The following is a 24,889-nucleotide window of genomic DNA, read 5'->3' as shown; positions in this document are numbered from 1 at the left end:
AGTGAGCAACACGACAGCCATGGGTGAGGCCCAGAACATTCCGGGCGGTTCGAACACCTCCGGAGCCATCGCGGTGGCCGCAGAGTCCACCACCGCCACGAGGATGAGCGCGCCGCCGTCCTTCGACGTGGCGGACTTCCCGGTGCCGCACGGTCGCGAGGAGGAGTGGCGTTTCACTCCTCTCGACCGGCTCAAGGGCCTGCACGACGGCACGGCGCAGGCGACCGGCAGCATCAAGGCCGACGTGTCGGCGCCCGACGGGGTCACCGTCGAGTCCGTCGCCCGGGACGACAAGCGCGTCGGCCGGGCCGGCAAGCCGGTGGACCGGGTGGCGGCCCAGGCGTACTCCTCGTTCGAGAAGGCCTCCGTCATCACCGTCCCCAAGGACGCGGTCCTCAGCGAGCCGGTCCGGGTGAGCCTGCACGGCGAGGGCGGCGTGACCTACGGGCACACCGTCTTCGACGTGGGCGCCTTCGCCGAGGCCGTCATCGTCATCGACCACACCGGTGACGCGGTGCGCTCGGCCAACGTCGAGTTCGTCCTCGGCGACGGCGCCAAGGTGACCGTCGTCTCCGTCCAGGACTGGGACGACACCGCCGTGCACTGCTCGCAGCACAACGCGCTGGTCGGCCGGGACGCGACGTTCAAGTCCGTGGTGGTGACCTTCGGCGGCGACGTGGTGCGGCTCAACCCCCGTGTCAGCTACGCGGGCCCCGGCGGCGAGGCCGAGCTGTACGGCCTGTACTTCACCGACGCGGGCCAGCACCAGGAGCACCGGCTGCTGGTGGACCACGACACGCCGAACTGCCGCAGCAACGTCGCCTACAAGGGCGCGCTCCAGGGCGACGACGCGCACGCGGTGTGGATCGGTGACGTGCTCATCCAGGCGGCGGCCACCGGCACCGACACCTACGAGCTCAACCGGAACCTGGTGCTGACCGATGGTTCACGTGTCGACTCGGTGCCGAACCTGGAGATCGAGACCGGCGAGATCGTCGGTGCCGGACACGCCTCGGCGACCGGCCGCTTCGAGGACGAGCAGCTCTTCTACCTCATGGCGCGCGGCATCTCCGAGCAGGAGGCGCGCCGTCTGGTGGTCCGCGGCTTCTTCGCCGAGCTCGTCCAGCAGGTCGGCCTGCCCGACGTGGAGGAGCGCCTGATCGCGCGGATCGAGACCGAGCTGGAGGCGTCCGTCTCATGAGCGAGGGAGGTTTCGACCGCGTCGCGTCGCTGGCCGAACTGGAGGAGGACACCCCGCTGCGGGTGGAGCTGGGCGGGGTTCCCGTCTGCCTCGTCCGCACCGAGGGCGAGGTCTTCGCCGTCAACGACATCTGCACGCATGCGAACGTGTCGCTCTCGGAGGGTGACGTGGACGACTGCGCGATCGAGTGCTGGCTGCACGGTTCGCGCTTCGACCTGCGTACCGGCAAGCCGTCCGGGCCTCCCGCCACCCGTCCCGTGCCCGTGTACCCCGTAAAGATCGAAGGAGACGGCCCCGATGCGGCAGTGCTCGTCTCCGTCACACAGGAGTCCTGAAGTCCCCATGGCAACGCTTGAGATCAACGACCTGCACGTCTCCGTCGAGACCGAGGGCGGCCCCAACGAGATCCTGCGCGGCGTCGACCTGACCGTGAAGCAGGGTGAGACGCACGCGATCATGGGCCCGAACGGCTCCGGCAAGTCCACCCTGGCCTACTCCCTGGCGGGCCACCCGAAGTACACGATCACCAGCGGCTCGGTCAAGCTCGACGGCGAGGACGTCCTGGAGATGTCCGTCGACGAACGCGCCCGCGCCGGCCTCTTCCTCGCCATGCAGTACCCGGTCGAGGTGCCCGGCGTCTCGGTCTCGAACTTCCTGCGCACCTCCGCCACCGCCATCCGCGGCGAGGCCCCCAAGCTGCGGACGTGGGTCAAGGAGGTCAAGGAGGCCATGGAGCGGCTCTCCATCGACCCGAAGTTCGCCGAGCGCAACGTGAACGAGGGCTTCTCCGGCGGTGAGAAGAAGCGCCACGAGATCCTCCAGCTCGAACTGCTGAAGCCGAAGATCGCGGTCCTGGACGAGACCGACTCCGGCCTCGACGTGGACGCGCTGCGCGTCGTCTCCGAGGGCGTCAACCGCGTTCGCGAGTCGGGCGAGGTCGGCACCCTGCTGATCACGCACTACACCCGCATCCTCCGCTACATCAAGCCCGACCACGTCCACGTCTTCGCCAAGGGCCGCATCGCCGAGTCCGGCGGCCCCGAGCTGGCCGACAAGCTGGAGGAAGAGGGCTACGAGCAGTACGTGAAGGGTGGTGCCACTGCGTGACACAGCTCCCGGGCCTGCTGGACACCGAGGCCATCCGCAAGGACTTCCCGATCCTGGACCGGCGGCTCCACGACGGGCAGCCGCTCGTCTACCTGGACAACGCCGCGACCTCGCAGAAGCCGACCCAGGTGCTGGACGCGCTGGCCGACTACTACGAGAAGCACAACGCCAACGTCCACCGCGGTGTGCACGCGCTGGCCGAGGAGGCGACGGCGCTGTACGAGGGCGCGCGTGACAAGGTCGCCGCGTTCATCAACGCCCCCAGCCGGGACGAGGTGATCTTCACCAAGAACGCCTCGGAGTCGCTGAACCTGGTGGCGAACATGCTCGGCTGGGCGGACGAGCCCTACCGCGTGGAGCGGGACACCGAGATCGTCATCACGGAGATGGAGCACCACTCCAACATCGTTCCGTGGCAGCTGCTCTCGCAGCGGACGGGCGCGAAGCTGAAGTGGTTCGGGCTCACCGACGAGGGCCGCCTCGACCTGGCAGGTATCCGGGAACTGATCACGGAGCGCACCAAGGTCGTGGCGCTCACCCTGGTCTCCAACATCATGGGCACCTTCAACCCCGTCGAGGACATCGTGCGGCGGGCGCAGGAGGTGGGCGCCCTGGTGGTCGTGGACGCCTCGCAGGCGGCACCGCACATGGTGCTGGACGTGCAGGCCCTCCAGGCCGACTTCGTGGCCTTCACCGGGCACAAGATGTGCGCCCCGACGGGCATCGGTGTGCTGTGGGGGCGCCAGGAGCTGCTCAACGACCTGCCGCCGTTCCTCGGCGGCGGGGAGATGATCGAGACCGTCACGATGCACTCGTCGACGTACGCTCCGGCGCCGCACAAGTTCGAGGCGGGCACCCCGCCGGTCGCCCAGGCGGTCGGGCTCGGTGCCGCGGTGGACTACCTGAGCGCGATCGGTATGGAGCGCATCCACCAGCACGAGCAGGCGCTGACGGAGTACGCCGTGCGGCGCCTCAAGGAGATCCCGGACCTGCGGATCATCGGCCCCGCCACGGCCGAGGACCGCGGGGCCACGATCTCCTTCACGCTCGGTGACATCCATCCGCACGACGTCGGTCAGGTGCTGGACGAGCAGGGCATCGCGGTCCGGGTGGGCCACCACTGCGCCCGCCCGGTCTGCCTGCGGTACGGAATTCCCGCGACGACGCGAGCGTCGTTCTATCTGTACTCCACGCCCGCCGAGGTGGACGCCCTGGCGGACGGCCTGGAGCACGTACGGAATTTCTTCGCTTAGGGGCTGTCGGTGAAGCTGGACTCGATGTACCAGGAAGTCATCCTGGACCACTACAAGAACCCGCACGGGCGTGGGCTGCGCGAGGGCGACGCCGAGGTGCACCACGTCAACCCGACGTGCGGTGACGAGATCACCTTGCGGGTGCGGTACGACGGCGACAGGATCGAGGACGTGTCGTACGAGGGCCAGGGCTGTTCCATCAGCCAGGCCAGCGCCTCGGTGCTCAACGAGCTGCTGGTCGGCAAGGAGCTGTCCGAGGCCCGCAGCATCCAGGAGAAGTTCCTGGAGCTGATGCAGTCCAAGGGCCAGCTTGAGCCGGACGACAGCATGGAGGACCTGCTGGAGGACGCCGTGGCGTTCGCCGGGGTCTCGAAGTACCCGGCGCGGGTGAAGTGCGCGCTGCTGAGCTGGATGGCCTGGAAGGACGCAACGGCGAAGGCGTTCAGCGGGGAGGAAGCAACGGCGAAGGCGTTCAGCGGGGAGGACGCAACGGCGAAGGCGTTCAGCGGGGAGGACGCAACGGCGCAGGCGTTGGGGACCAGTGAAGCCGACTCGGCCAAGGAGAAGACGGCATGACCGAGATGACCACCAAGCCCGCGAGCGAGGAAGAGGTCCGCGAGGCGCTCATGGACGTCGTCGACCCCGAGCTGGGCATCGACGTCGTCAACCTCGGCCTGATCTACGGGATCCACGTCGATGATGCGAACAGCGCGACCATCGACATGACGCTCACCTCGGCGGCCTGTCCGCTGACCGACGTCATCGAGGACCAGGCGCAGTCCGCCACCGAGGGCATCGTCAACGAGCTCAAGATCAACTGGGTCTGGATGCCCCCGTGGGGCCCGGACAAGATCACCGACGACGGCCGCGAGCAGCTGCGGGCGCTGGGCTTCAACGTCTGACCCAGCCGCTGCGGCTGGCGCCCTGCGGCGCGTCGCGGAAAACCGTTCGAGAGGGCCGTGCCCGCCGGGAGATCCTGGCGGGCATGGCCCTCTCGCTGCATCACCTCGTGATCGATGCCCACGACCTGCCCGCGCTCGCCCGGTTCTGGTGCCGGGTGCTGGACTGGGAGATCCTCTCCGAGAAGGAGCGGGAGGTGATCATCGGTCCCGCCGTCGAGGCCCGCACGGGGATCTGCTTCATGCCGGTCACCGACCCCAAGCGGGTCAAGAACCGGCTCCACTTCGACCTCGCGCCCGACGACCAGGAGGCGGAGGTCGCCCGCCTGGAGGCGCTGGGTGCCCGGCGTGCGGACGTCGGCCAGGGCGGGAGCAGGAGCTGGATCGTGCTCCAGGACCCCGAGGGCAACGAGTTCTGCGTGCTGAAGCCGCGCCGGAATCTGATCACGTTCGCGGACTGAGCCGCGCCCCGACGGCTGCCCGTGCGCACGGCTGCCCCTTCCTCACGCCCCCTTGCGTACGGGCGTACGCATCGTTGTGTACGCTTGTACGCATGGTCTATGTGACGCTCGCGGGAGCGATCCTCGCCGAGGTGCTGGGGACGACGGCGATGAAGTACAGCGACGGCTTCAGCAAGCTGCTGCCGTCGCTGATCACCGCCGCCGGATACGTGGTGGCCTTCCTCCTGCTGGCGCACACGCTCAAGAGCATGTCGGTCGGGACGGCGTACGCCATCTGGTCCGGCGCGGGAACCGCCGTCATCGCGGTGATCGGCATGGTCTTCATCGGGGAAGCCGTCACGGCCCTCAAGGTCCTCGGCCTGCTGCTGGTGATCTGCGGGGTGGTCGTGCTCAACCTGGGAGGGACGCATTGATGGCGCGGCGGTACGACCCCGAGCGGCGGCAGCGCATCATCGACGCGGCCCTCCGCATCGTGGAGCTGAAGGGGATGGCGGCGCTGAGCCACCGCACGGTCGCCGCGGAGGCGGACGTGCCGCTCGGCTCGACCACCTACCACTTCGCCAGCCTGGACGACCTGCTGCTCGCAGCTCTGGAGCAGGTCAACTGCGAGCCGCAGACCGCCATCGAGAGCTGGGGCGACCTGGCCGAGGACGTCCCCCTGGCGGACGGGCTGACACAGGTGCTGGAGGAGTACGCCTCCGGCGGGCGTGGCCGCATCCGGCTGGAGTACGAGCTGTACCTGGCGGCGCTGCGCCGCCCGCGGCTCCAGCCGGTGGCCGCCGCGTGGCTGGACGACATGGTGCGGGTGCTCTCCCGGTACACCGCTGACCTGGCGACGGCCCGCGCCCTGGTCGCACTCATCGACGGGCTGCTGCTCCAGTTCCTGCTCACCGACCGGCCCTTCGGCCGGGACGAGGTGCGCGGAGCGCTCGTCAGAGTGCTCGGCGACCCGGGCGGCCTGTGACCGTCACGCGGACCGGTTCGTCATCCCGTGCGCACTCCGGATAGCGTTCCGGACATGACCGAAGCACCCGATACCCGCACCACAGGGGCCGTCGCCGCCGGCCTCGCCACGGTGGCCGCCGACGGCACCGTACTGGACACCTGGTTCCCGCGGCCGGAGCTCGTCGCCGAGCCCGGCCCCGCCGGCAGCGAACGGCTGAGCGCCGAGCGCGCCGCCGAGCTGCTCGGCGCGAGCGCGCCGCAGGCCCTGGGCGAGGACCCCCGGCGCGGGGTCGAGGTCGTGGCCGTCCGTACGGTCATCGCCTCCCTGGACGAGAAGCCGCTGGACGCGCACGACGTCTACCTGCGGCTGCACCTGCTCAGCCACCGTCTGGTGCGGCCCCACGGGCTCAGCCTGGAGGGTCAGTTCGCCCACCTGGCCAACGTCGCCTGGACGACCCTCGGCCCCGTCCCGGTCGACAGGATCGAAGAGGCCCGGCTGGCGGCCCGCGCCGCGGGCACGCACCTGTCCGTCACCAGCGTGGACAAGTTCCCGCGCATGACCGACTACGTCGTCCCCACCGGTGTGCGCATCGGTGACGCCGACCGCGTCCGTCTCGGCGCCCACCTGGCCGCGGGCACCACCGTCATGCACGAGGGCTTCTGCAACTTCAACGCCGGCACCCTGGGCACCTCCATGGTCGAGGGCCGCATCAGCGCGGGCGTCGTCCTCGGCGACGGCACCGACCTGGGCGGCGGCGCGTCGATCATGGGCACCCTCTCCGGCGGCGGCAAGCAGGTCGTCTCCGTCGGTGAGCGCTGCCTGATCGGCGCCGAGGCGGGCATCGGCATCTCGCTGGGCGACGACAGCGTCGTGGAGGCCGGCCTCTACCTCACCGCGGGCACGCGCGTCACCCTGCCCGACGGCAAGGTGGTCAAGGCACTGGAGCTGTCCGGCGCCGGGAACCTGCTCTTCCGCCGCAACTCCGTCACCGGCACCGTCGAGGCCCTCCAGCGCAGCGGCTCGTGGGGCGGCCTCAACGAGGCGCTGCACAGTCACAACTGAGCACCGAAACCCGTCGGCCCGGTTCCGGCCCGGGGACGCGTGGGTCCGCAGGCCCTAGGCTTGCGGGCATGCGTGATCTTGGGGCCGGGCTGCGGTATCTGGGGCAGGGACAGCGGTGGGTGCTCACTCACGGGCGCTGGTTCGGGTTCGGGCTGCTGCCCGCGCTGATCGCCCTCGTGCTGTATGCCGCCGCGCTCACCGCGCTCGGTTTCTACGCCGACGACGTCGCCGCCTGGGCCACACCCTTCGCCGACGACTGGGGCTCGACCGGGCGTCTGCTGACCCGCGGTGCCTTCGCCGTCATGCTGTGGCTCGCCGTTCTGATGCTCGCCGTGGTGACCTTCGCCGCCGTCGCCCTGCTGATCGGGGATCCCTTCTACGAGAAGCTCTCCGAGAAGGTGGAGGAGAGCGAGGGCGGGCTGCCGGCGGACACCGTCGAGAAGCCGCTGTGGCGCGAGCTGTGGACCTCGCTCACCGACAGCGTCTTCGTGCTGAGCCGGACCCTGCTGTTCACGGTGCCGCTGTTCCTCCTCGGGTTCGTCCCGATGGTCGGCCAGACCGTCATCCCGGTGCTCGGCATCTGCGTCTCCGGGTTCTTCCTCACCCTGGAGCTCACCTCGGTGGCCCTCCAGCGCCGCGACGTGCCCGTACGGGAGCGGCTGCGGCTCCTGCGCTCCCGCAGGGCCCTCGCCCTCGGTTTCGGCGCCCCTCTCGCTCTCGCCTTCCTGGTGCCGCTGCTGGCCGTTCCCCTGATGCCGGGCGCTGTCGCGGGCGCGACGTTGCTGGTACGGGACCTGACGCGGCACCCCTCGGCGGAACCGGGCACGCCTGCCGGGCCGCCGCACCCGGCTGCGTACGGCCCCCCGCCCCCGCACGGTCACCCGGGCCCCCACGGTCCCGCCCCTCACGGGCGACCGGCACCGTACGCGCAGCCGGGCCCGCAGCCGCAGCCCGGCCCGTACGCACAGCCGTACCCTCCCGGGCGGGGGCACAAAGGGGCCTGACCGGGCCGACCGGGCACGGCGTCCCGGGCCGCGAAGGGTTCTCAGCGGTGGATGCGGACGACCGAGGGGTCGTGGTCGCTGCTCTGGTCGGCGAACTCGGCGTTGATGTGGACGATGTCGTAGTCGGGGTGCCCGGCGCCGGGGCTGGTCAGCAGGTGGTCCAGGGTCTGGGAGTTGCCGTTGAAGACGTAGCCGTAGCGCTCGTCGGCGGGCAGCCGGTCGAGCGGGCTGGTGAGGGCGTCACCGGAGCGCAGGGTCTCCAGAGTGGGGGAGAAGGGGAAGTCGTTGAAGTCGCCGCCGGTGACGACGAGGGCGTGCGGATCGACGTCGCGGATGTCCCGCACGAAGGAGTTCAGCAGCTTCCCCTGCTCGATGCGCTGCGGCTCCGAGTGCCGGGCGGGCGGCTGGTAGCGGCCCTCCATCGGCTGGTCGCCGTCCAGGTCGCCGCCGCCCTTGGAGCTGAAGTGGTTGGCGACCACGAAGACGGTACGGCCGCGGAAGCGGAACTCGCCGGCCAGCGGCTTGCGGCTGGCCTTCCACGCCGGGTCCTGCGGGGCGACGCGTCCGGGGGAGGCGGACAGGGCGGGCCTGCCGTCCTTCTCCTCGACCTTCACCGGCGTGGTCGCATCCCCGCCGGGCCGGTCGGTGAAGGACACCCGCGCGGGGTTGTAGAGGAACGCGACGCGGATGTTTCCGCCGGGCTGGCCGCCGTCGGCCTGGTCGACCGGATCGATCTGGCGCCACTTGTAGGACGGCCCGCCCGCCTTCTCGATGGCCGCGGTCAGCTTCGTGAGGGTCTTGTCGGCGCCGACCGTGCCGTCGTCCTCGGGGCCCGTGTCGTCCTGCACCTCCTCGACGGTGACGATGTCGGGGGAGGAGAGGTGGTCGACCAGGCCCTCGGCGAGCCGCTCGAACTTGGCGGGTTCGGAGGCGGGGGAGAGGTTCTCGACGTTGTAGGTGGCCACCGCCAGTTCGTCGGCGCGCTGCTTGCGGGTGCGCTCCTTCGCCAGATGGTTGTCGCGGTGGGTGCCGAGCGTGGTGGCACGCAGCGTGTAGCCGCCGAACTGTTCGTAGTCGAGCGGCCCTGCGGTGGTACCGCGCAGTTCGTCGCCCACGTCCGCCTGCGGGAAGGGGTGGCTGTCCAGCGGCAGCAGGGAGGAGACCTTCATCCGGGCGCCGTTTTCCTCGTCGTACGACCCGTAGAGGGTGCCGCCGCGCGGGGTGGGGTGCTGGCGCGGGGCGGTGGTCACCCACAGGTCGTGGTAGGCCGAGGTGGCGCCGGTGACGCGGGTGTCGTGGACGGAGACGCGCATGCCCTCCAGCGCCTCGTACCGGTCGAGCGCGTACCTGTCGGGGCGCAGTGGGCGCTCCTCGATGCTGCCGCCTCCCGCGTCGGGCGCGTACGCCTCGGGTACCGAGCGCGGGGTCAGCCGGTAGGCGGCCGGCAGCCGGCGGGATCCGGTGGCGGCCGACTGCCAGGTCGCGTCCGTCAGCTCGGTGACCGACTGGCCGCCGGCCTCCTTGCCGCCCGGGTAGTACTCGGTGACCTCGCCCGTCACCCGCAGGCTGTCGCCGGCGGAGACACCGGGGCTCTTCTTGCCGGTGAAGACGAACAGCCCTTCGCTGGTGGCCGGGTCGCGGTCGGGGTGCGGGTCCTGGAGCCAGAAGCCGCGGGACTCGCCGAAGTCCCGCACGCCGGTGACGACGCCGGGCACGTCGGCGACCCGCTGCCCGGCAAGGGGCGAGAGTCTGCTCGCGCCCTGGATGTCGTGGATGCGGGGTGCCCGGACGGTGCCGCCCGTAGCGCCCAGGGCCGGCCCCGAGGCGGGCAGCGCGAGCAGCGTGGCGCAGGCGGCGGCGACGGTCGTCGTCGCGGTGCGGCTCAGCCGCGAGGAGGTGCGGACCGGGGCGGACGAGCGGGGCGACGGGCGGAACGGCACGGAGAGCCTCCGGAGGGTGTGGGGGGAGCGACGGAACGTGGAGCAGGAGGCAAACTCGCCTCTCGTACGGCAGGGTCGACGCGCGTAAAGCATGGCGGGAGAACGTCAGTTGTCAAGGTCGCGACAGGCTGGCGACGGCTTCCTCCACCGCTCCGTCATGTGGTCCGTGCACGATTCGGGCACGGGCGGACAGAACCCGTCTACGCTGGTTCTCCGCACCGCCCGCCAACCCGTAGCACCCGTAGGAGATGAACCCGCACATGACCGGTGACGACCGTCCCACCCTGCCGCCCGTACGGCTGCCCTCCGATGCCGAACTGGCACGGGACGCACTGGCCGCACCGCTCCTCGCCCGCGCCCTGGAACTCACCCGCTGGGCGCGGCGCGGCGGGCCCGCGGACACCGGGGCGGGGATGCCGGTGGGAGCCGGCGGTGAACTCCTGTCGGAACAACTGAAGGAAGCCGCCGCCCACTTGGGTCTGACCGGGGACGAGGAGGCCCCGGCGCTGGCCGCCGACGCCTGGAACTTCGCCGTCGACACCGGCCTGTTGGTGGTCGAGGAGGACGCCGGGGCGGACGAGGACGCCCACGGGGGCGGCACGGCGGAGGGCCGGGCGGCCGACGCCGGAGGGCCGGGCAGCGACGAACCGGTCGGCCTGGCCACACCCGAGGCGGAGCTCGGCGGCCTGACGGGCGCCCCCGGCGCGACCCCGCCCGCACCCGCCGACATCCTCGACCTGTGGCAGCAGGGCCTGGAGACGGTGCTCGCCGACGCCGCCACACCCAGCTTCGAGGAGCTGCTCGGCGGGATCGAGGGGGCGGTCGGTGAGGACGGCCGGATCGACGCCGACTCCCTCGACCTCGACGCCCTGGACTGGGACCCGGAGGAGGAGGGCGAGGCCCTCGACAGCGCCCTGGGCAACCTCTACCTGCTGACGGCCACCGACCCCGGTGTCGCCGCGGGCTCGATGGTCCCGCTTCCCGTGCTGGCCGCCTCCATGATCGTCCCCGAGGGCATGGACGAGCCCACCGACGAGGTGCTCGAAGAGGTCTCCACGGCGATGATGCGTCTCGACGAGCAGTTCCGCATGCTGGAGCCCACGGGCCTGGTCGAGTACCACCCGGTCGACGAGGCCCTCACCCAGGAGGCAGGCGAGGGCGAGGAGTTCCCGGGCCTGGCCGAGGGGGACGGCGAGGAGGGCGAGGAGGACGTCTCCCGCTACGGCATGGTGCGGCTCACCCCGCTGGGACTGTACGGCGTCCGCTCCCGGATGCGGGAGGCCGGCCTGGAGGTGCCCGCGGTCGGCGACCTCGCCCACGCGGAACCGGAGGAGCTGCTGGCGGCCCTGCCCGTGTACACGGAGGACAACGCACGCACCGAGATCGAAGGGTGGCTCGCGGCGCGCGGTGAGGGCGGCACCCTGTCCGCGGCCCGCGGGCTGCTGGCCGCCGCGCGGGGCACCGACGAGGCGGCTCCCGTGCGCCGCCTCACCTGCCAGCAGGCGCTCTCCCTGGCCGGCTCCGAGGCCGAGCCGGCGCTCCGCGAGGTGCTGGACGACCGGCAGTTGGGAGGCCTCGCCCGGGTCTGGCTCGCCGAGCGCGGGGCGGCACAGGTGCCGCAGCCCGACGAGGAGATGGTCTTCTGGCTGACGATCGACACCATCGCCGCCCAGGTCGCCACCGCCGGTGAGCCCGAGGAGCTGCGTGACCTCGTCCGGGGCCTGGTCGACCAGCATGCCGGGTTCTTCGACAAGGCCTGGCGGGTCGACCACCCCGCCACCGGGGACGTGCTGGAGACGATGGGCCGGGTGCACCCCGACAAGCAGGTGGCGAAGGCGGCCCGCAAGGCCGCCTTCAAGGCCCGCTCGCACTGAATCTCGACCGCGAGTCCTCGGTCAGGTGGCCGCGCGGGCAGGCGCCGCACTGGTCGAAGGTGCCGTGCCGGCCCGCGCCGGCGGAGAAGCGGGCGGCGCCCTCACCGGCCGCTGCGACCGCGTCCGCCGCGTGCGCGAACTCCTCGGCGGGGGCCTCCGGTTCGGTCAGTCCGGCCTGGGTCCGCAGGGAAGCCAGGTCGGTCCGCAGGCAGGTCTGCGGGAAGCGGGCGAGCCCGGCGGCCAGCTCCTCGGCGGCGGTCCGTGCCTGCCCGGGCGGTACCAGCCGGTCCGCGAGGCCGATCTCGTGGGCCTCGCGGGCCGGGACGGGGCGGCCGGTGAGGACCAGGTCGGCCGCGCGGCCCGCCCCGACGACGCGGGGCAGCCGGACCGTTCCGCCGTCGACGAGGGGGACGCCCCAGCGGCGGCAGAAGACGCCGAAGACCGCGTCCTCCTCCGCGATGCGCAGGTCGCACCAGAGGGCCAGTTCGAGTCCGCCTGCGACGGCGTGGCCGCTGGGGCGGCGACCACCGGCTTGGTGAGCCGGAGCCGGGTGGGGCCCATGGGGCCGTCGCCGTCGGGGGGAGAGGCGGTTGCCCCGCGGGGTACCGACGGCCTTCAGGCCGGCGCCGGAGCAGAAGGTTTTCCCCTCGCCCCACAGGACGGCAGCCGCGATGCCGGAATCCGCCTCGACGGAGTGGAAGACGTCGGCCAGGGCCTGTGCCGTGGGACCGTCCACCGCGTTGCGGACGGCGGGACGGGCCAGGACGACGGTGGAGGTGGAGCCGCTGACCTCGATGCGGACGGCGGGGGACCGGGGCATGAAGGTGGCCTCCGGGGTGTGCGGACAGGTGCTGTCTCGCATCGTGTCTCGCCAGCCGAGACACGGCGATACGGAGGCCGCCACTTCCTTTATCGTTGCACGCATGTTCGGACCCGCGTGCCTGCTGGCACTCGCGCTCACGCTCTTCGCGGCCACCGCGTGGAGCGTCGACGACGCGCTCTGTCGCCGCACCCGTCGCTGACGGCGCACGCACCGTTCCCCTTCCTCCGCGCGGGGCTTCGCCCGTCCGCGCGGGTCCGGGGCCCGTCTCACTCCCTGGAACGGCGCGAGGCCCGTCACCGGCCAACGGTTCCCCCTCGCTCGGTCCCCCGCCCTTCCCGGCACTCCCCGCACCGCCCGGAGACCCTCGTGACGACCGCTCCCTCTCCCACCCGTACGGCGCCGCTGCTGTCCCCCGCCCCCACCAGCCTGCCCGCCCCTCCCGCACCCGCCGCACCCGCCGTGCGGTGGGTCCCGCTCGGTATCGCCCTGCTGCTCGGCCTGGCCCTGACCGGCTACGTGTGGGCCGCGCACGGCACCGAGCCGGGCGTTCTGCTGCTCCTCGGTCTCGGCCTGGGCGTCGGCCTCTTCCACTCCCGGTTCGGCTTCACCTCCGCCTGGCGGCAGTTGATCGCCGTCGGCAACGGAACCGGGCTGCGCGCCCACGCGTTGCTGCTGGGGACGACCGCCACCCTCTTCGCCCTGGTCATCGGCACCGGGACGGGGCTGTTCGGGACGGCGCCCGAACCCAGTGCCGGGCCGATCGGCGTGGGGCTGCTGCTGGGCGCGTTCCTCTTCGCCGTCGGTATGCAACTCGGCGGTGCGTGCGCCTCCGGCACGCTGTTCGCCGTCGGCTCGGGGCAGAGCACCATCGTCCTGACCCTGGGCGGCTTCGTCCTCGGGTCGACGCTGGCGGCCTGGCAGTACGGGCTGTGGAGCGATCTGCCCGCCGTCGACCCGGTGCTCTTCTCCGACCACTTCGGCTGGGCCGGGTCGCTGGCCGTGACGCTCGCGGCGCTGGCGGTCGTGGTGCTGGTCTCGCGGCGGGTGCAGGCCCGGCGCAACCCGCCGCCGGTCGGCGCGCCGCCCTCCGCGCGCGGCAGCCTGGCCCGCGTCGTACGCGGCTCCTGGCCGCTGGCGGCCGGAGCTCTGGTGCTCGCCGTGCTCGGGGCGGCCGTGCTGCTCGTCTCGGGCGGCGCCTGGGGTGTCACCAGCGCGTTCGCGCTGTGGGGGTCGAAGGTCGCGGGCGCGCTGGGCGGCTCCCCGGAGAGCTGGGCGTACTGGCGCCAGCCGGGGAACGCCGAGGCGCTGGCGGGTCCCGTGCTCGCGGACAAGACCAGCCTCACCGACCTCGGCATCATGATCGGCGCCGCCGTCGCCGCGGCCGCCGGCGGGGTGTGGACCCTGCACCGGAAGCTCGCCTGGCGGCCGTCGGTGGCGGCCGTCCTCGGCGGCGTCCTGATGGGCGTCGGCGCCCGGATGGCAGGCGGCTGCAACATCGGCGCGTACCTCGCCGGAATCGCGTCGGGCAGCCTGCACGGCTGGCTGTGGGGCGCTGCCGCCCTGGTCGGCACCTGGGTGGGGCTCCGGCTGCGGCCGTACGCCGGGCTGGCCAACCCCAAGCCCGGTGACGGCGTCTGCTGAGACCCCGCCCCGCCTGCACTTCTGAACATTTCGCCACTTCCAGGTCCGCACGCCCCCGCGATCGCGGGGGCGTGCGTGTACGTGCGGCGAGTCCGGCAACCCGGTTCCGTGATCCGCTACGGCCTTTCCGTACGATCGAGCAGTCCCGCCTATTCGGCCATACGGAACAAAGGGTGTGAATGCCGACGTGACAGAGAGCCCCAAGCGACAACCGGGGGGCAAAGCGGCGGCGGCCCGGCACGTACCGCAAGCGGTCGCCGAGCTGCCCCGCCAGGTGCGCGACGAGCTGGTGCGCAGACTGCGCCGTAAAGGCCGACCCTTCACCAAGGACGATGTGCAGGTCGTCGAGGAGCCGATGCTCAAGCGGGCGGTCACCGCCTCCGCGCTCGGCAACTGCATGGAGTGGTTCGACTTCGGCGTCTACAGCTACCTGGCCGCCACCATCGGCAAGGTCTTCTATCCGGGGGCCTCCGACGCGGCGCAGCTCCTCGCCTCGTTCGCGACCTTCGCCGCCGCCTTCGTCGTCAGGCCGCTCGGAGGGCTCTTCTTCGGGCCGCTCGGCGACAAACTGGGCCGGCAGAAGGTGCTCGCCGCCACGATGATCCTGATGGCCTTCGGCACCTTCCTGATCGGGTTCATCCCCAGCTACGACACCATCGGGCTGGCCGCGCCGATCCTGCTGCTGGTCGCCCGCATGCTGCAGGGCTTCTCCACCGGCGGCGAGTACGGCGGAGCGACCACCTTCATCGCCGAGTTCTCGCCCGACCGCAAGCGCGGCTTCCTCGGAAGCTGGCTCGACTTCGGCACCTTCACCGGCTACGCACTCGGCTCCGCCCTGGTCACGTTGCTCAACCTCGTGCTGAGCGACGGCCAGATGCTCTCCTGGGGCTGGCGCATCCCGTTCCTGGTGGCGGGCCCGCTGGGCCTCATCGGCCTCTACATGCGGCTCAAACTGGAGGAGTCCCCCGCCTTCCAGCAGCAGCTGGACGAGCACGACCAGAAGATCGCCCAGCAGGAGACCAGCCGTCACGAGTTCCGCACCATCCTGAGCCGGCACTGGGAGCCCCTGCTCATCTGCATCGGTCTGGTGCTGCTCTACAACGTGACCAACTACATGGTCACCGGCTATCTGCCGACCTACCAGACGGAAGTGCTGGGCCGGTCGAGCACCACCTCCGATCTGCTGGTGCTGTTCGGCATGGTGTGGGTGGTGGTGCTGATCACCTTCATCGGACGGCTGAGCGACCGTGTCGGACGTCGCCCCGTCTACCGGTGGGCGGCGATCGGCCAGATCGTGCTCGCGGTCCCCGCCTTCCTGCTGCTCCGGTCCGGCGGCTGGCTGCTGCCCGCCCTCGGGGTGGTGATCCTGGCGACCCTGCTCGCCGGGTTCGCGGCGCCTTCGGCCGCGTCGTTGCCCGCGCTGTTCCCGACGAGCGTGCGGTACGCGGCCATGGGGATCGGCTTCAACTTCTCCGTCGCCGCCTTCGGCGGGACGACACCGCTGATCACCGAGGGCCTGGTGAGCGCCACGGACAACAACCTGCTGCCCGGCGTGTACCTGATCGCCAGCGGGCTGATCGGCCTGCTCGCCGTCCGGTTCATGCCGGAGAGTGCCGGGGTGCCGCTGTCCGGCTCGCAGCCCATGGTCAGCAACGACGAGGAGGCCAGGGAGCTGATCTCCACCAGCCGGCAGTTGGACTCGCTGAGCAAGAAGCGGTAGCGAGCCGCGGCGGGCTCCGTCGGCGGCTCACCGGAGCGGCCCGGAGCGAGGGCCGGCGCCGGTGGCCCCGCGGAGCGCGTCGCAACGGCCTCACCCCGTCCGTGCGGGGCCCGTCTGCGGCCTAGCCCCGGCCCGTCGACCGGGAGGGGGCGCCCGGGTCGCACCTGCCGGTGGCGGACGCCTGTTTGCGGTCCCGCAGCGCCGTCACCAGGGTGGCCACGACGCCGAGGACCATGGGCGTCAGGACCAGCACCAGCGTCCCCATGGTGCGGTCCGCCGCCCGCGCGGGATCCGTGCTCCACATCGCCGTGCAGCCTCCGGCCACCGACAGCCCCACGCAGCACCCCAGAAAGAGCTGCACCTGCGCGATCCGCCGGGCGCCCTCCCGGGTGCTGGGCCGGTTGACGAGGCTGGAGACCCGCTGACCGGGCGCCAGCTCACTGGTCGGCGTCACCCGCAGCGTGCCGAGCGCCGTGGCCGAGAGCACGACGAGAGAGCCGGCCGGTACCAGGACGGGCAGGAAGACGCTCGCGACCGACTTGTCGGCCCAGTTGTCCACCCCGTCGCTGCCGAAGTGCTGCGGCACCCGCGCGGGCAGATCCGGGTACACGACGATGCCCCACACCAGCAGGCCCGCCACCACGAGCACCCCGGGCAGCAGCCACAGCCAGGGAAACCTCGTTGGTTCCGTCGCCCCGCCCTCGCTTCGGCGCACGTGTGTTCCCCTCCCGTTGTCGCCGACGTGCCCCTACCCGGCGGTTGACGGGTTCACTCCGCCCGGCGCCCCCACACCAGGTGGTTGCCGCCCTGCCACTCGATGACCGAGTCGTCGTACAGGTCGACCGTGGCGACGTCGAGCCCGGCGAGGCCCAGGTATTCGATCAGGTCGGTCAGCCCGTAGGCGGTGCCCAGCAGCTCGCCGTGCGCGGTGACCCGGCGGCCGCCGGCGGGAGCGGGAGGGTGGACGACGATGACCGCGCTCATACCTCCAGGTTGCGTCAGCCGTCCGCGTGATGCACCTCGGCCGGACCGCGGCGGTACCGTCGGCGCATGTCCGGTGCCCACCCCACGGTGCACAGGTTCGGGGAAACGGGCGGGGCGACGAAGACGTTCACCCACGCCCTCGCCCCCGACCTGTCGGCCACCTGCGTCCCGCGGCTCGCAGATCCTCGACCACGGCTGCGGCCACGGGCGGCTGACGGCCGACCCGGCGGAGCGCGGGTACACCCACGTCGTCGGCGTCGACCCCTCCCGGGGCCATGACCGAGCGCGGCCTGCGCAAGCACCCGGGCCTCTTCCGGCACCACCGGACCGGTGGGCTGCCGCTGCCGGGCCCGGACGGCTCCTACGGCGCGGCGCTGCTGTCCGCCGTCCTCAGCTGCGCCCCCGACGAGACGGTGCAGGGCGCCGTGGTGGCGGAGCTGGCGCGGCTGGTACGGCCGGGCGGTGTCCTGTACGTGAGCGAGGGGCCGCTCCAGCGCGACGAGCGGAACGTCACCCGCTACCGGGGGAGCACCGCGCCGCCGCACCGGACGCCCCCTACGGCACCTTCACCACCCGACGGCGGCCCCTTCCGGCACCACACCCCCGCACACCTGCGCGCCCTGCTCACGGAGAACGGGTGCGACGTCGTCGCGGAGCAGACGGGTACGGCGCCGACGCTCCACGGCCACCGGGCGGAGCGCCTGGAACTGGTGGCGCAGCGCAGGCGGAGCTCCGGTCGGGCCCTTCCCGCGTCCGGAACCACACCCGTGCGCGCGGGGCCGTGCGGGCCTCCCGGTTGCAGCCGTACGAGCAGGCAGGGGCGACTGCTCGGCAAAGGAACCGCAAAGGCCGGTCGGTCGTTACTGACGGCATGACCGCAATGACTCCCGGCGCCAACCTGCCGCTGACCGCGTCGCGCGTGGCGGTGGAGGTGACCGCACCCACGAAGCTCGATGTCTCGGCCCTGCTGCTGAGCCCCCAGGGCAAGGTGCGCTCGGACGAGGACTTCGTCTTCTACAACCAGCCGACCGCGCCCGGCGTGACCCACAGCAGCGGCGCGGCCGACACCGTCACGGTGGAGACCGCCGCCGTCCCCGCGGGGATCGACAAGGTCGTCGTCACCGCGAGCCTCGACGCACCCGGCGCCACCTTCGCGGGCACGGAGCCCACCGCCACGGTCCGCGACGCCGCGAGCGGCACCGTGCTGGCCACCTTCACCCCGCCCCGGCTCGGCTCCGAGACGGCCCTGCTGGTCGTCGAGCTGTACCGCAGGAACGACGCCTGGAAGGTCCGCGCCGTCGGGCAGGGGTACGCCGACGGGCTGGGCGGCATCGCCACCGACTTCGGGGTGACCGTGGAAGAACCCGCCGCCCCCGCCGCCCCGATGGCGCCCCCGGCACCCACCGTCCCGCAGGCCCCTGCCGCGCCGCCCTTCCCTGCCGCTCCGACGGCGCCCACGGCACCGCCGAGCGCGCCCGCGGCCCCGGCACCCTCCGCCCCGGCGGCCTCGGGCGGGAAGATCAACCTCGACAAGGGGCGGGTCAGCCTCCAGAAGAACCAGACCGTCTCCCTGGTCAAGGGCGGGAAGCCGCTGGCGACCTCGGTGCGGATGGGGCTCGGCTGGGAGCCCGTCTTCCGCGCGGGCAGGCGGGCCAAGGAGATCGATCTGGACGCCTCGGTGATCGCCTACGACGCCCACCGCAAGAAGATCGACGCCTGTTACTTCGGGAAGCTTGCCATCCTCGGCGGCGTCATCCAGCACTCGGGGGACAACCTCACCGGCGAGGGCGCCGGGGACGACGAGGTGATCACCGTCCACCTCGGCGACCTGCCCCCGGAGGTGACCGGGCTGGTCTTCACCGTGAACTCCTTTTCCGGCCAGAAGTTCACCGACGTGGCCAAGGCCTACTGCCGGCTGCTCGACGCCTCCGGCGGGGAGCTCGTCCGGTTCGACCTGACGCACTCCGAGCCCCGCACCGGCGTGCTCATGGCCAAGTTCATCCGCCAGTTCTCCGGCGAATGGGAGATGACGGCGCTGGGTGACTACGTCGACTCCCGCACGGTGCGGGGCATGGTCAAGCCGGGCAGCGCCGCGCTGTAGCCCCGGTGCAGCCGCCCCTCGGCAGCGTGGGCGGCGGCCTCGGTGTCGCGGGGTCGCCCCGGCGCTGCCTTGCGGGGCGGCGCCGGGGCGAAGTGGACAGCCGGTCAGGCGTCAGGAGACGGAGACCGTTCCTCGGGGGCCGGGCACGAGGGTCGGGGAGCAGGTGTCGGGGAGCCCGGGGCTCAGAAGTCGAAGACGGGCCCTGTCGCCTGGTGCATCGCGCAGGAGTTGGGGAAGGTCTTCTTCCACGCCACGGACCGGCCCTGGTGGGACCCTTGCGCCGTAACGGTCACCGGGGCGTACTCCATCGTGCAGACGCCGGACTCGTTCGGCAGGGCGCCGAGATCGCCGCGGGCACGGTCGAGCGCCGCGCAGGCCTCGGCGGCCTTGGGATGGTTGCCGTGCGGGACGGGGGTGCAGAAGAGGCGGGTGCCGCGGGTCCAGGTCTGCTCGTCCCCCGAGACGGTCAGCAGGAGGCCGCCACGGGCGCTCGGCGGCCCGGCGGATCGCGTGGAGTCCGAGTCCGCGGTGGCGGCCTGCGCGGTCAGCAGAGGGAGGGCGGCGGCAGCGACGGCGACGGTGGTGCCCAGCAGGCGCCGGGAAAGGTTACGAGTGCTCACGGCCCCTTAACGAGACCGGGTGACGAAAGGGCACGGGTTGACACCGGTCGCACCGGTACAACTCCGGGTCGAGGAGGCCACCTTGGGACCTCGAGCAAGCGAGGTCTCCCCGCGCACGGGCCCCGGGACGGGGACGGCACGCGGGGAGCCGCGCTCAGGACTGAGGCCGACGGCCGTGGTTGGCCGCGTTGTTGCGGCGGGCCTTCTTCTTACGCCGACGCTTGGACGACATGGCGTCTCCTTTCCGCGAAGCGGTCGTGTTCCTCCGCGTTTCTACCACTTCCTCCGCCCGTTGTCAGAGGGCGGCCCCCGCCCTCCTGCTCTCCGGCGCTGGACGAGGCGGGAGGGCGGGTCAGCGGCGGCGCTCGCGGGAGTTGCCGAACAGCAGACGGTAGACGATCAGCAGGACGAGGGAGCCGGCGATGGCGGCCACCCACAGTCCCGGATCGACGACGTTGCCGGCCACGGGGCGGTCCAGAAACGTCGCCGAGAGCCAGCCGCCGAGGAAGGCACCCGCCACACCGATCAGCGCCGTCCCCACGATGCCGCCCGGATCGCGGCCGGGCAGCAGGACCTTGGCGACCGTGCCCGCCACGAGCCCGAGGATCAGCCAGCTCACCACACCCGAGTGCGCCAGATCCCCGAGTGTGTCCGACAGGGTGTCGGTGCCGGTGCTGTCCCCGTCGGCGAGCCGGGTCCAGGAGGTGAGCGGCGTGGCGGGCATGGGGCCTCCCCGTGAGTGATCGGTTGCTGCCCCATCATGCCCGGGACCTCCGCGCTCAGCGCAGGGCGGTCTCCATCATCTTCTTCGCGATCGGTGCCGCCAGGCCGTTGCCGCTGACCTCGGCGCGGGCGGCGTCGGAGTCCTCGACCACGACCGCCACGGCCACCTTCTTGCCGCTGTCGGTCTGCGCGTAGGAGGTGAACCAGGCATACGGGGTGCCGCTGTTGTCGACGCCGTGCTGGGCGGTGCCTGTCTTGCCGCCGACCGTCATGCCGTCGATCTGCGCGTTGCTGCCGGTGCCCTTCTTCACCACCGTCTGCATCGCGGACTGCAGTTGGGCGGCCGTGTCCTGGCTCATCACGCGGTGCGAGTCCGGGTCCTCGTAGGACTGGAGGGTGTGGCCGCCGGAGTCCTGCACCTGGGAGACCATGTGCGGGTCGACCAGTTCGCCGTCGTGGGCCACGGCCTGCGAGACCATCGCCATCTGGAGCGGCGTGGCGGTGACCTCGAACTGCCCGATGCCGGTCAGGCCGGTCTGGGCTTCGTCCATCTTCTCGGGGTAGTTGGAGGCGGCGGCGCGGACGGGGACGTCCTGCTTCTCGTCGTTGAAGCCGAACTTCTCGGCCTGCTCCCGGACCTTCTTGGCGCCCAGGTCGGTGGCCAGCTTCCCGAAGACGTTGTTGCAGGAGTAGCGCAGGGCCGTCCGGAGGCTGGCGTTCTTGCACGGGGCCGAGCGGTTCTCGTTGTCCAGGTCCTGCGAGGTGCCCTTGAGTGTGTAGGGGTCGGGGCTGTGGGTGGGCTCGTCCACGGACGAGTACAGCCCGTCCTCCAGGGCTGCCGCGGCCACCACCAGCTTGAAGGTGGAGCCGGGCGGCACCGCCTGGCGCAGCGCACGGTTGAGGGTCGGTTTGTCGTCATCCTTGTCGTTGCCGCTGCGTGCGGTCAGCTTGTCCCAGGCCGCATCGTCGTCCTTGCCGCTGCCGCTGCCGCTGACGGTGGACGGGTCGAAGGAGGGGCTGCTGACGACGCCGAGGAGCTTGCCGCTGTCCGGGTCGACAGCCACCGCGGCGCCCTTCTTGCGGCCCAGCGCCTCCGCCCCGGCCTGCTGCACCTTCGGGTCGATGGTGGTGAGCACGTTGCCCGGTTTGCTCTGCTCGCCGGTCAGCATTTCCAGCGGGTTCCCCAGACGGTCGTCGGTGCCGTGCAGCACGCCCTGGTAGATGCCCTCCAGCTGGGTGGCTCCGCGCACCTGCGAGGAGAAGCCGGTGACCGGCGCGTAGAGCGCGCCGTCGGTGTACGTGCGCTGGTAGTGCAGGTCACCGCTGTCCTCGGAGCGCTTCGAGCCGGTGACCGGCTTGCCGCCCACGATGATGTCCCCGAACGGGTGCCCGTACTCCGCTATCGCGTTCCGCCGGTTCTTGTCGTCGTCCGCGAGCGCCTCACCGTGCATCATCTGCACCCAGCTGACCCGCAGCAGCAGAGCCATCACCAGGAGCAGCGTGACGGTGCCCGCACGCCTGATTGTCCTGTTCATCCCGCAGGAGAACGCGGAACGGGTGCCTCCGGGTTCCTGGCAGCCGCCCCTTCTCACCACTTCTCACCGCATTCTCATCTCGCCCCCGGCCGGGCAGGGGAAACGACGGCGACAGCGGTGCCGGTACCGTGCGACGGTGGTGCATGCTCGATCACCTTGCGATCCAGGTTCAGGATGTGGCGGCGAGCGCCGCCTTCTACGACGCCGTGCTCGCCCCACTGGGCGGCGGAGTCAGGAAGCGGTTCGGCGAGAACGTCGGCTTCGGTGCTGCGGGGAGCGCTGCGGGCCACCCCGCTCTGTGGCTCGTCCCCGCCTGCGACCAGGAGCGCGCCCGCGAGGTGCACCTCGCCTTCGCCGCCGCGGACCGCACCACGGTGGACGCCTTCCACGATGCTGCGGTGGCAGCCGGTGCCGAGGTGCTGCATGCACCGCGCCTGTGGCCCGACTACCACGCGACGTACTACGCCGTGTTCGTGCGTGATCCGGACGGGAACAACGTCGAAGCCGTATGTCACCGGCCGTGAGGCCCCTGCCGGGGCCGGGCGGTGGCCGACTTGAGGTGGGCTGTCGTGGCGGTGGCGGTGGCCACGTCGCGGGGGTAGGTGCGCAGGGCCAGCAGGCCGATGAGGCCGGCGCCCAGCAGGGGGACCAGGCCCAGCAGGAGCGTGTACTCCAGGGCGTGCCGCCCGGGGAACGCGTGGTCGGCGACGTAGCCGAACAGGGTGGGGGCCATCGCCTCGCTCAACGTACGCAGCACGGTGCGGGTGCCCTCGGCGGTGCCCCACAGCAGGTGCGGCATGATGTCCAGCCGCGCGGCGTCCAGCGGCGGGTTCACCGCTCCGAGGAAGGCCGTACCGCACACCAGCAGCGGCAGCGCGAGAGCCAGGGAGGTGGTGTGCAGGGCCGGGCCCACCAGTACCGGGACGGCCAGCAGGCAGACGACGGGTACCAGGACGCGGGCGGTGACACGGCCCCGCTCCAGCATGCGGTCGGCGGTCCGCCCGCCGAGCAGCACCCCGCACACGCCTCCTGTGCCGACGACCAGGACGAGGGAGCCTGCGACGGACGTGCTCACGTCGTACTGGTCGGTCGTGAAGACGGCCGCGAAGGCGCGCAGCCCGGAGAAGAAGAAGTAGCCGAGCGCCGAGGCGACGATCAGGACGAGGTTGGTGCGGATCCGGAGTACGTACAGCAGCGTCCGCCACGGGGGCTGTGAGCGCGGGTCGGTGCGCAGCACGAACCGCTCGTCCGGCACGGCGCCCACCCGTGCCCGGATCCGGGCCGCCCCTGCCCTGCCCTCCGCGGCACCCTCCGCTCCCGTACGCCGCCGCTCCGCGCCGCTCCCCGCACCGGCCGGTCCGGCGCCGTCGGGCTCCCCGTCCTCGCCGGCCCGCAGCCCCTCCTGTTCTCCGCGAGCCGGTTCGGGCAGGCGCAGCAGGGCCCACACCAGGGCCACCGTGGGCACGACGAGCCACCAGAAGGCGTACCGCCACCCCAGTGCGCTGCCGATCACTCCGGAGAGGGCGAAGCCCAAAGCGGTGCCGAAGAGTTCCCCGCCCACCACGAACCCGAGCATCCGGGCGCGCTTGCGGGCCGGGAAGAAGTCACCGACCAGTGAGCTGACGGCGGGCCCGGAGCTGGCGGTGACCGCCCCGAGGACCGCCCGGGAGATCAGCAGCCAGGTGTACGACGTGGCGGCCCCCGAGGTGAGCGTCGCGAGCCCCCACAGGGTGGCGGTGAGCGCCAGCAGCGTCGTCCGCGACACCCGGTCGGTGAGCAGCCCGAACGGCACCGTGAACGCGGCACCGACGAAGGCGGTCACCGACACCAGCAGCCCGACCGCGGCGAAGCCGATGTGGAAGGCGTCCTGCAGTTCGCCCGCCATCGCCGAGACGGTGCCCTTGTCGGCGCCGTCCAGAGCGAGCACCGCCGCCATGGTCAGCACGGCGCGCGCGGCGGCGCGGTCGCCGAAGAGGCGTTCCGTCCGCTCCCGGATGCTGCGCGGTGCGAGGGGCACGCCTTCTCCTATGTCACTGCGCGGGCACCCCTCAAACAGTGCGTCCGAACGGTGCTCCGCGGGGCCCGTACGGGCGGGGTGGCTGGCGGATCGGTGGCCTCGTCCCTTGGGATGTTCACGGGCCTTTCGAGGGAGGTGCGGGCGTGTTCGGTCGGTGGCCGGCCTGGAAGCAGCGTGCGGAACAGTCCCTGGGGGGACGCCTGTGGCGACACGGCACCGAGTTCGAGCTCATGCGCCGGGCGATGGCGTTCGGCATGCTCGCCTTCGTCTCGATGGTGCCGCTGCTGATCGTGGTGGCGGCTCTGGACCCGGTCCACCACGCCGGGTTCGAACAGTGGATCGTCAACGGAATGGGCTTGGAGAACGCGTCGGGGGCCCGCGCCGTGCACCGGCTCTTCTCGGCTCCGCAGCAGGTCATCAGCACCACGAGCGTGCTCAGTGCGGTGCTGCTGGGAGTCTTCGGGCTGAGCTTCGCGGCCAGCGTGCAGAGCAGCTACGAGATGATCTGGGCGCTGCCGCCCGGGCGCTGGCACAAGCTGTGGCGGCAGGGCGTGTGGCTCGCCGCGATCACCGCTTTCCTCTTCGCCGAGGTGGAGAGCGAGGCGGTACTGCGCCAGGGCCCGGCCCAGCTCACGGCCCGGGTGGCGCTGACGGTGCTCTTCGGGGTGCTGTTCTTCCTGTGGGGCCAGTACCTGCTGCTGGGCGGGCGGATCCGCTATGCGGCGCTCTTTCCCGGCGCGGTGGCCACCATGATCGGGCTGGGCGGGCTGCGGGTCTTCTCCTCGCTGGTCTTCTCGCCGCTCATCGTCAGCAGCACCGAGACGAACGGCCCGGCCGGCACCCTGCTGATCGTGCAGTCGTGGCTGATCGGCGTGGGGTTCGTGGTGCTCGGCGGCCCGCTCGTCGGCCACAACTTCCACGTGTGGCGCCTCCACCGCCGTCAGCGGAAGGCCCGGCACCGCTCCGGCGCCGCGTGAG

Annotated in this window: 26 protein-coding genes and 1 pseudogene; 18 read left to right on the top strand and 9 right to left on the bottom strand. The window is 72.0% G+C overall.

The window, feature by feature from the left end:
* The first annotated feature begins 19 nt into the window (after positions 1 to 19).
* The 11 genes and pseudogenes from sufD (at position 20) to H297_RS35190 (ending at position 7,933) form a co-directional block, all read left to right on the top strand.
* Positions 20 to 1,201, top strand: coding sequence for a Fe-S cluster assembly protein SufD (gene sufD, locus H297_RS0107860; protein ID WP_027736584.1), 1,182 nt, complete (start codon positions 20 to 22; stop codon positions 1,199 to 1,201).
* Positions 1,198 to 1,536, top strand: coding sequence for a non-heme iron oxygenase ferredoxin subunit (locus tag H297_RS0107855; RefSeq protein ID WP_027736583.1), 339 nt, complete (start codon positions 1,198 to 1,200; stop codon positions 1,534 to 1,536). The genes sufD and H297_RS0107855 overlap by 4 nt, the downstream gene beginning before the upstream one ends.
* A 7-nt stretch (positions 1,537 to 1,543) precedes the next feature.
* Positions 1,544 to 2,308: a Fe-S cluster assembly ATPase SufC gene (sufC, locus tag H297_RS0107850; RefSeq protein ID WP_027736582.1), complete on the top strand. Its 765-nt coding sequence runs from the start codon at positions 1,544 to 1,546 to the stop codon at positions 2,306 to 2,308.
* Positions 2,305 to 3,561 (top strand): cysteine desulfurase, encoded by a 1,257-nt coding sequence (locus H297_RS0107845; RefSeq protein ID WP_027736581.1) that lies wholly within the window; start codon positions 2,305 to 2,307, stop codon positions 3,559 to 3,561. Before sufC ends, H297_RS0107845 begins: the two co-directional genes overlap by 4 nt.
* A gap of 9 nt (positions 3,562 to 3,570) precedes the next feature.
* Positions 3,571 to 4,029, top strand: a pseudogene (gene sufU / locus H297_RS0107840) (Fe-S cluster assembly sulfur transfer protein SufU); the annotation flags it as partial.
* A gap of 104 nt (positions 4,030 to 4,133) precedes the next feature.
* The gene (locus H297_RS0107835; RefSeq protein ID WP_027736579.1) at positions 4,134 to 4,463 is read left to right on the top strand and encodes a metal-sulfur cluster assembly factor; all 330 of its coding nucleotides are present in this window, start codon (positions 4,134 to 4,136) and stop codon (positions 4,461 to 4,463) included.
* An 83-nt stretch (positions 4,464 to 4,546) separates the two neighbouring features.
* Positions 4,547 to 4,921 (top strand): VOC family protein, encoded by a 375-nt coding sequence (locus tag H297_RS0107830; RefSeq protein WP_027736578.1) that lies wholly within the window; start codon positions 4,547 to 4,549, stop codon positions 4,919 to 4,921.
* A gap of 92 nt (positions 4,922 to 5,013) precedes the next feature.
* Positions 5,014 to 5,334, top strand: coding sequence for a DMT family transporter (locus tag H297_RS0107825; protein ID WP_027736577.1), 321 nt, complete (start codon positions 5,014 to 5,016; stop codon positions 5,332 to 5,334).
* Positions 5,334 to 5,885, top strand: coding sequence for a TetR family transcriptional regulator (locus tag H297_RS0107820; protein WP_027736576.1), 552 nt, complete (start codon positions 5,334 to 5,336; stop codon positions 5,883 to 5,885). Before H297_RS0107825 ends, H297_RS0107820 begins: the two co-directional genes overlap by 1 nt.
* A 54-nt stretch (positions 5,886 to 5,939) precedes the next feature.
* Entirely contained in the window at positions 5,940 to 6,929 is a 990-nt protein-coding gene (gene dapD, locus H297_RS0107815) for a 2,3,4,5-tetrahydropyridine-2,6-dicarboxylate N-succinyltransferase (protein WP_027736575.1), read from the top strand.
* Positions 6,930 to 6,997: 68 nt separating this feature from the next.
* Entirely contained in the window at positions 6,998 to 7,933 is a 936-nt protein-coding gene (locus tag H297_RS35190) for an EI24 domain-containing protein (protein WP_051351654.1), read from the top strand.
* A 41-nt stretch (positions 7,934 to 7,974) separates the two neighbouring features.
* Here the strand turns inward: H297_RS35190 and H297_RS0107805 are convergent, their stop codons facing one another.
* Positions 7,975 to 9,873 (bottom strand): endonuclease/exonuclease/phosphatase family protein, encoded by a 1,899-nt coding sequence (locus H297_RS0107805; RefSeq protein ID WP_486589444.1) that lies wholly within the window; start codon positions 9,871 to 9,873, stop codon positions 7,975 to 7,977.
* Positions 9,874 to 10,133: 260 nt separating this feature from the next.
* Here H297_RS0107805 and H297_RS0107800 point away from each other — a divergent pair, with 260 nt between their 5' ends.
* Complete coding sequence (locus tag H297_RS0107800) at positions 10,134 to 11,747, top strand: hypothetical protein (RefSeq protein WP_027736573.1); 1,614 nt, start codon at positions 10,134 to 10,136, stop codon at positions 11,745 to 11,747.
* On the opposite strand, the gene H297_RS35185 is transcribed toward H297_RS0107800, so the two are convergent.
* Positions 11,728 to 12,609 (bottom strand): crotonase/enoyl-CoA hydratase family protein, encoded by an 882-nt coding sequence (locus H297_RS35185; protein ID WP_486589443.1) that lies wholly within the window; start codon positions 12,607 to 12,609, stop codon positions 11,728 to 11,730. The genes H297_RS0107800 and H297_RS35185 overlap by 20 nt on opposite strands.
* A gap of 327 nt (positions 12,610 to 12,936) precedes the next feature.
* Between H297_RS35185 and H297_RS0107785 the strand changes: the two genes are divergently transcribed.
* Together H297_RS0107785 and H297_RS0107780 are read left to right on the top strand one after the other, a co-directional pair.
* Positions 12,937 to 14,211: a YeeE/YedE family protein gene (locus H297_RS0107785; protein ID WP_027736572.1), complete on the top strand. Its 1,275-nt coding sequence runs from the start codon at positions 12,937 to 12,939 to the stop codon at positions 14,209 to 14,211.
* A 187-nt stretch (positions 14,212 to 14,398) separates the two neighbouring features.
* Entirely contained in the window at positions 14,399 to 15,931 is a 1,533-nt protein-coding gene (locus H297_RS0107780) for an MFS transporter (protein WP_051351704.1), read from the top strand.
* A 121-nt stretch (positions 15,932 to 16,052) separates the two neighbouring features.
* On the opposite strand, the gene H297_RS35175 is transcribed toward H297_RS0107780, so the two are convergent.
* Together H297_RS35175 and H297_RS0107770 are read right to left on the bottom strand one after the other, a co-directional pair.
* On the bottom strand, positions 16,053 to 16,646 hold the full coding sequence (locus H297_RS35175; protein WP_051351653.1) for a DUF1648 domain-containing protein: 594 nt from the start codon (positions 16,644 to 16,646) through the stop codon (positions 16,053 to 16,055).
* Positions 16,647 to 16,699: 53 nt separating this feature from the next.
* Complete coding sequence (locus H297_RS0107770) at positions 16,700 to 16,915, bottom strand: hypothetical protein (protein WP_027736570.1); 216 nt, start codon at positions 16,913 to 16,915, stop codon at positions 16,700 to 16,702.
* Positions 16,916 to 17,190: 275 nt separating this feature from the next.
* Between H297_RS0107770 and H297_RS35170 the strand changes: the two genes are divergently transcribed.
* Positions 17,191 to 17,790 carry a hypothetical protein gene (locus H297_RS35170; protein ID WP_051351652.1) on the top strand — a complete coding sequence of 200 codons (600 nt, stop codon included), beginning with the start codon at positions 17,191 to 17,193 and terminating at the stop codon, positions 17,788 to 17,790.
* A 5-nt stretch (positions 17,791 to 17,795) separates the two neighbouring features.
* Positions 17,796 to 19,016: a TerD family protein gene (locus H297_RS0107760; RefSeq protein ID WP_027736569.1), complete on the top strand. Its 1,221-nt coding sequence runs from the start codon at positions 17,796 to 17,798 to the stop codon at positions 19,014 to 19,016.
* A gap of 182 nt (positions 19,017 to 19,198) precedes the next feature.
* Here H297_RS0107760 and H297_RS0107755 read toward each other — a convergent pair whose 3' ends face one another.
* The 4 genes from H297_RS0107755 to H297_RS0107745 all read right to left on the bottom strand — a co-directional run bounded on the left by H297_RS0107755 (position 19,199) and on the right by H297_RS0107745 (position 21,894).
* Positions 19,199 to 19,636, bottom strand: a complete 438-nt coding sequence (locus H297_RS0107755; RefSeq protein ID WP_037793348.1) for an SSI family serine proteinase inhibitor — start codon at positions 19,634 to 19,636, stop codon at positions 19,199 to 19,201.
* Between the two features lie 154 nt (positions 19,637 to 19,790).
* Positions 19,791 to 19,868 carry a hypothetical protein gene (locus H297_RS44085; protein WP_469818005.1) on the bottom strand — a complete coding sequence of 26 codons (78 nt, stop codon included), beginning with the start codon at positions 19,866 to 19,868 and terminating at the stop codon, positions 19,791 to 19,793.
* A 120-nt stretch (positions 19,869 to 19,988) separates the two neighbouring features.
* On the bottom strand, positions 19,989 to 20,273 hold the full coding sequence (locus H297_RS0107750) for a GlsB/YeaQ/YmgE family stress response membrane protein (RefSeq protein WP_027736567.1): 285 nt from the start codon (positions 20,271 to 20,273) through the stop codon (positions 19,989 to 19,991).
* A gap of 142 nt (positions 20,274 to 20,415) precedes the next feature.
* Positions 20,416 to 21,894: a penicillin-binding transpeptidase domain-containing protein gene (locus tag H297_RS0107745; protein ID WP_027736566.1), complete on the bottom strand. Its 1,479-nt coding sequence runs from the start codon at positions 21,892 to 21,894 to the stop codon at positions 20,416 to 20,418.
* Between the two features lie 143 nt (positions 21,895 to 22,037).
* Here H297_RS0107745 and H297_RS0107740 point away from each other — a divergent pair, with 143 nt between their 5' ends.
* Entirely contained in the window at positions 22,038 to 22,418 is a 381-nt protein-coding gene (locus tag H297_RS0107740; RefSeq protein ID WP_027736565.1) for a VOC family protein, read from the top strand.
* Here H297_RS0107740 and H297_RS35165 read toward each other — a convergent pair.
* Positions 22,406 to 23,911 carry an MFS transporter gene (locus H297_RS35165; RefSeq protein ID WP_051351651.1) on the bottom strand — a complete coding sequence of 502 codons (1,506 nt, stop codon included), beginning with the start codon at positions 23,909 to 23,911 and terminating at the stop codon, positions 22,406 to 22,408. The two genes, H297_RS0107740 and H297_RS35165, sit on opposite strands and share 13 nt — an antisense overlap.
* 143 nt (positions 23,912 to 24,054) lie before the next feature.
* On the opposite strand from H297_RS35165, the gene H297_RS35160 reads away from it, so the two are divergent.
* The gene (locus H297_RS35160; RefSeq protein WP_051351650.1) at positions 24,055 to 24,888 is read left to right on the top strand and encodes a ribonuclease BN; all 834 of its coding nucleotides are present in this window, start codon (positions 24,055 to 24,057) and stop codon (positions 24,886 to 24,888) included.
* Position 24,889 lies beyond the last annotated feature (1 nt).

The sequence above is a fragment of the Streptomyces sp. CNT360 genome (genome assembly GCF_000424785.1).
This window is presented reverse-complemented; position numbering and strand designations above follow the sequence as displayed.

Coding starts and splice junctions, on each gene's coding strand:
- sufD (WP_027736584.1), top strand. CDS start 20: ATGGGTGAGGCCCAGAACATTCCGGGCGGTTCGAACACCTCCGGAGCC.
- H297_RS0107855 (WP_027736583.1), top strand. CDS start 1,198: ATGAGCGAGGGAGGTTTCGACCGCGTCGCGTCGCTGGCCGAACTGGAG.
- sufC (WP_027736582.1), top strand. CDS start 1,544: ATGGCAACGCTTGAGATCAACGACCTGCACGTCTCCGTCGAGACCGAG.
- H297_RS0107835 (WP_027736579.1), top strand. CDS start 4,134: ATGACCGAGATGACCACCAAGCCCGCGAGCGAGGAAGAGGTCCGCGAG.
- H297_RS0107830 (WP_027736578.1), top strand. CDS start 4,547: ATGGCCCTCTCGCTGCATCACCTCGTGATCGATGCCCACGACCTGCCC.
- H297_RS0107825 (WP_027736577.1), top strand. CDS start 5,014: ATGGTCTATGTGACGCTCGCGGGAGCGATCCTCGCCGAGGTGCTGGGG.
- H297_RS0107820 (WP_027736576.1), top strand. CDS start 5,334: ATGGCGCGGCGGTACGACCCCGAGCGGCGGCAGCGCATCATCGACGCG.
- dapD (WP_027736575.1), top strand. CDS start 5,940: ATGACCGAAGCACCCGATACCCGCACCACAGGGGCCGTCGCCGCCGGC.
- H297_RS35190 (WP_051351654.1), top strand. CDS start 6,998: ATGCGTGATCTTGGGGCCGGGCTGCGGTATCTGGGGCAGGGACAGCGG.
- H297_RS0107800 (WP_027736573.1), top strand. CDS start 10,134: ATGACCGGTGACGACCGTCCCACCCTGCCGCCCGTACGGCTGCCCTCC.
- H297_RS35185 (WP_486589443.1), bottom strand. CDS start 12,609: ATGCGAGACAGCACCTGTCCGCACACCCCGGAGGCCACCTTCATGCCC.
- H297_RS0107770 (WP_027736570.1), bottom strand. CDS start 16,915: ATGAGCGCGGTCATCGTCGTCCACCCTCCCGCTCCCGCCGGCGGCCGC.
- H297_RS35170 (WP_051351652.1), top strand. CDS start 17,191: ATGACCGAGCGCGGCCTGCGCAAGCACCCGGGCCTCTTCCGGCACCAC.
- H297_RS0107760 (WP_027736569.1), top strand. CDS start 17,796: ATGACTCCCGGCGCCAACCTGCCGCTGACCGCGTCGCGCGTGGCGGTG.
- H297_RS44085 (WP_469818005.1), bottom strand. CDS start 19,868: ATGTCGTCCAAGCGTCGGCGTAAGAAGAAGGCCCGCCGCAACAACGCG.
- H297_RS0107745 (WP_027736566.1), bottom strand. CDS start 21,894: ATGAACAGGACAATCAGGCGTGCGGGCACCGTCACGCTGCTCCTGGTG.
- H297_RS0107740 (WP_027736565.1), top strand. CDS start 22,038: ATGCTCGATCACCTTGCGATCCAGGTTCAGGATGTGGCGGCGAGCGCC.